The organism is Candidatus Regiella insecticola LSR1 (genome assembly GCF_000143625.1).
Taxonomy (GTDB): domain Bacteria; phylum Pseudomonadota; class Gammaproteobacteria; order Enterobacterales; family Enterobacteriaceae; genus Regiella; species Regiella insecticola.
Genome location: NZ_GL379749.1, coordinates 1 through 4604, shown reverse-complemented (window position 1 = coordinate 4604; position 4604 = coordinate 1). Strand labels below are relative to the sequence as shown.

3 protein-coding genes and 1 pseudogene are annotated in these 4604 nt (G+C 43.6%); all 4 read right to left on the bottom strand.

What is annotated here, in order from left to right; genetic code table 11:
• Window positions 1–250: 250 nt before the first annotated feature.
• Window positions 251–2320: a glycine--tRNA ligase subunit beta gene (gene glyS / locus REG_RS10450; protein ID WP_039909018.1), complete on the bottom strand. Its 2070-nt coding sequence runs from the start codon at window positions 2318–2320 to the stop codon at window positions 251–253.
• A 2-nt stretch (window positions 2321–2322) separates the two neighbouring features.
• Window positions 2323–3240 (bottom strand): glycine--tRNA ligase subunit alpha, encoded by a 918-nt coding sequence (gene glyQ / locus REG_RS10445; protein WP_039909014.1) that lies wholly within the window; start codon window positions 3238–3240, stop codon window positions 2323–2325.
• Window positions 3241–3320: 80 nt separating this feature from the next.
• Window positions 3321–4034, bottom strand: coding sequence for a fimbria/pilus periplasmic chaperone (locus REG_RS10440; RefSeq protein WP_006705615.1), 714 nt, complete (start codon window positions 4032–4034; stop codon window positions 3321–3323).
• A pseudogene (locus REG_RS10435) lies at window positions 4031–4604 on the bottom strand (TcfC E-set like domain-containing protein); the annotation flags it as partial. The gene REG_RS10440 and the pseudogene REG_RS10435, both read right to left, overlap by 4 nt.

Below are 4604 nucleotides of genomic sequence, written 5' to 3'. Positions count from 1 at the left end.
TGGCCGTATTTCGGCGGTTAATTTCCGATATGAATGGCATAATGATTTTCTCGTTGTTATTAATAATTAAGTGAGAACATTATGTTTATTTTTTGTTTGAAAAATACAAAAAATCGCTTATCGGATAAATAAATACCCTGATAAAAAATAACTTTACTTATTTATAAAAATTTTTAAAGTAAAAATAAAAACAGAAAAATAAAGCTAATTTATTTTTTCTGTTTATTATAATGCAGAGAAATCCTATTAGTTATCGCAATAACGATATATCGGCTATTTTTAAAAACAGGGCACGGAGTTTATTGAGTAACGTCAAGCGATTAATGCGCATGCTGTTATCTTCAACCATCACCATCACATTGTCGAAAAAACGATCTACCACTTCCCGCAATGCGGCTAATTTGCTTAATGCTTCCTGATAACGACCGCTGGCAAATAATGGCTCCAGCTGATCACTGAGCGCAATTAAATCCGTCGCCAATGTCAATTCTGCCGGATCGGTTAACAATGAAACATCAACATCATCAGGTAAAATATCCGTGGATTTGGCCAAAATATTAGACACCCGTTTATTGGCTGCTGTTAAAGCTACTGCGGCGTCTAGCGTGCGAAAATGGCTCACTGCTTTTATTCTGGCGTCAAAATCAGCGGGTTTGGTTGGATGGCATGCGAGCACCGCTTGGATGGTGTCAACACTGTGTCCTTCCTCTTGATACCATGCGCGAAAACGGCCTAGCATAAATTCAACTACCTCATTGACCCCCTTTTTATTGATCAGTTTGCTGCCGTAAAGGCGTTCCGCCTGTTGGCTGAGTGTTTGCAGATCTAACGGCAGCTTATTGAGCGTGATAATACGTAAAACACCCAAGGCGGCGCGCCTTAGTGCGAAGGGATCTTTATCACCCTTGGGCGGTTGGCCAATACCGAAAATACCGACTAAGGTGTCTATTTTATCGGCAATCGCTAACGCGCAGGAAACCGGTTTTGATGGCAATAGATCGCCGGAAAACCGGGGTAGATATTGTTCATAAAGTGCCAATGCGACCTGTTCATCTTCACCGTCGTGGCGCGCATAATGCATGCCCATCATCCCTTGTGTCTCAGTGAATTCGAATACCATATTGGTCATCAAATCACATTTAGATAATAAGCCTGCCCGGATCGCATGTGGAATATCTGCGCCAATCTGTTCAGCAATCCAACCGCTTAACGCTGAAATTCGATCGGTTTTATCCCGCAAGGTGCCCAGTTGCTGCTGAAATAATACGCTTTCTAAGCGAGGTAAATAATCTAGCAAAGGTTTTTGCCGATCAGTGTTAAAGAAAAATTCAGCGTCTGCTAAACGGGGTCGGATGACTTTTTCGTTACCGGCGATGATCTGCTGTGGATCTTTAGAAGCGATATTGGCGACAAAGATAAAGTTTGATGACAATTGACCGACCTGATCATAAACCGGAAAGTATTTTTGATCCGCTTTCATGGTGTGCACCAGCGCTTCTGCCGGTACCAGCAAGAATTTTTTTTCAAAGCTGGCGGTGAGTACCACAGGCCATTCCACCAATGAAGTCACTTCTTCTAGCAGATCTTCATCTATATCAGCAATACCACCGAGGGTTTGCGCGGTTTGTTCAATTTGAGATTTGATTTGTGCTTTACGGGTTTCATAATCCGCAATCACTGATCCTCGTGTTAACAAGATTTGTCGATACTGTTCAGCGTTATCTAAGGTGAGTGTGGCTTCTCCCATAAAACGATGCCCTCGGATCAGGCGAGCAGAATCGACGCCGAGCAGGGTGCCAGGAATTAATTCATTACCTAACAATAGCGTCACCGTATGGACTGGGCGTACAAATTGCGTGCTTTTATCTCCCCACCGCATCAGTTTTGGGATCGGTAATTTACTTAGCGCGGTATTGACCAAACGGGGCAGCAGTGATGTTGCTGATTGACCTTTTATCTGTGCACGATACAGCAACCACTCGCCTTTTTCTGTACGCAGACGCTCAGCCTGATCGAGCGTAATGCCGCATCCACAGGCCCAGCTTTCTGCTGCTTTGGTTGCCTTGCCAAGGGCATCATAGGCTTGCGTTATCGCCGGCCCGCGCTTTTCTATTATCCGGTCGGCCTGTGTGGTACTGAGATCCGTTACTTGCAAGGCTAAACGACGCGGGGTAGCAAACCACTTCAGGTTGCCATGTGATAAATGGGCATCATTGAGTTCAGTGATAAAGTGATCGGCAAAAGATTGCGCTAAAGAGCGCAGCGCCTTCGGTGGTAGCTCTTCTGTGCCGATTTCTACCAGGAAAGTTTGTTTCGTCATCACTACCTCTTATCCTGATTTTTACACATAGGGAAACCTAATGCTGCACGGGCAGCATAATAGGCTTCAGCGACGGCTTTGGTGAGGGTACGAATACGTAAGATATAACGTTGGCGTTCAGTCACGGAAATGGCTTTTCTCGCATCGAGCAAATTAAAAGCATGTGCCGCTTTCAGAATGCGTTCATAGGCAGGCAGCGGTAACGGTTTTTCCAGTGCTAATAATGATTTCGCTTCTTTTTCATATTGATCAAAACAATAAAATAAAAAATCCACGTCGGCGTATTCGAAATTATAGCGAGATTGCTCTATTTCATTTTGGTGGTAGATATCACCGTAAGTGGTTTTACCTAATGGGCCATCGCACCAAACAAGATCGTAAACACTTTCTACGCCTTGGATGTACATGGCCAGTCGTTCCAAACCATAGGTTATTTCACCCGTCACCGGCTTACATTCCAACCCCCCAACTTGTTGAAAATAAGTAAATTGAGTGATTTCCATGCCATTTAGCCACACTTCCCACCCGAGCCCCCAGGCGCCCAGTGTGGGGTTTTCCCAATTATCTTCGACAAAACGAATATCGTGGATAGTGGGATCAATGCCCAATTGTTGTAACGAGCCTAAGTAAAGTTCTTGCATGTGTTCAGGTGAAGGTTTGATGATCACTTGAAACTGATAATAATGTTGTAGACGATTAGGATTTTCACCATAACGACCGTCAGTAGGGCGCCGCGAAGGTTGTACATAAGCCGCGGCTATGGGCTCGGGGCCAATGGCGCGTAGACAGGTCATGGGATGTGAAGTGCCGGCACCAATTTCTATATCCAGTGGTTGAATAATGGTACAACCTTGGTCTGCCCAATAGTCTTGTAGTGTCAGTATTAAGCGCTGAAAAGTTTGCTGATGAAATTGTGGCATAGTAAATCCGCACAGGAATCGAATGCGGCAGTATACCTTTTGGCAATAACATATGCAGCTCGGATCTACAGGTTTAAGCTTTATGGGCAAACGATGGAGAAACTTTTTTCTTCAACCTCTCCGCTGAGTTGCTTGATATTAGGTAACAGGATCGGCGTGCCGGGATAAACATTTTGGCTAGAGGGGATTTCTTGCTGGCTGTTAGGGACACGAAGATCATTAAAGCTGTTGTGTATTTTTCCCATGGCGGTCAGTTTTATTCCGCTTGGCTCCAGGCATTGATATTCCCAGCGCTGAGTTTGTTGTGCAGATGCAGGTAAATGATGAATTAATACCCCATAAGCTACGCCAAAGGTTAGCGGCACGGTTATTTTTTTATCATCTATTCCCTTTATTTTAGTTTGTGTCACTGGCGTAATATAAAGACGATATAACGTTTCCTGTAGGGGCGTGGTTAAAGGAATTAAATTAATATGACGTTCTTGTTTTGCTCCTAAAGTAATACGTGTGGGATTAAATATCATTTCAGGATGTTGGATCTGGCCTATTGGTGTTTTATTTTCTGGATTCTTTCCGGGATTTTCAATACGCTCTAATATCACATTTAAATAAATAGGGATATCACCTTTATTAATCACTCGAATAGTCTGATCTTTTTCTAATCCTTCTACCGTAATTCGCGTTGGAATAGCAAGCAGTTGGGCGTGCGCTGCTGTAACGGAAAGTAATAGGGCGATTTTTAATAACAAACTTTTGAATAAGCCACTTTTTAATAAAAAATAAGGGAATATCATAATTTTTCCTGATGATTGAGGGGGGGTAAATCAGGCCGACAAAAATAGTAATAGTTGTGATGTTGGCGCATATCACAACTATAGCGCGCAGATTGGTTATGAATGCTGATGTATTTCAGCATCCGATGGGCATTCATGGAAAATAGGCCATTAGGGTGAATGACATCACCGGTTTCATCGATGATACCGGATATCGGTTGATGGTGAGCATCAACAAAAAAGCCATTGTAAAGTAAATTTAATTTGACATCGGCAGTGACTGAAAATACTTGACCAGGGTGCCCTCGTACTATGTCTGCTGGCAACTTCAGTGCCATATCGACATCACTACGACGCCAATCTGTGTGAGCAAAGCGGCGATCTTGATAGCGAGATACGGGTACTGCATAAGTTCCGCCATGTGCTACCGGGAAGCCTTCAACGTTAAAACTATAGGGGGTATCGGCTAAATTGGGTGTTTTTACCAGCATGGCTACACCGCTGTGATGACTAGATCCTAACGCGATACCACCGCTATTGGCGGCTAACATACCATCGTAATGCAAACGACTATTGATCACTTGATCATGG

Bases quoted from the DNA above. Each gene is read 5' to 3' on its own strand.
- glyS (WP_039909018.1), bottom strand. From the start codon at position 2,320: ATGACGAAACAAACTTTCCTGGTAGAAATCGGCACAGAAGAGCTACCA.
- glyQ (WP_039909014.1), bottom strand. From the start codon at position 3,240: ATGCCACAATTTCATCAGCAAACTTTTCAGCGCTTAATACTGACACTA.
- REG_RS10440 (WP_006705615.1), bottom strand. From the start codon at position 4,034: ATGATATTCCCTTATTTTTTATTAAAAAGTGGCTTATTCAAAAGTTTG.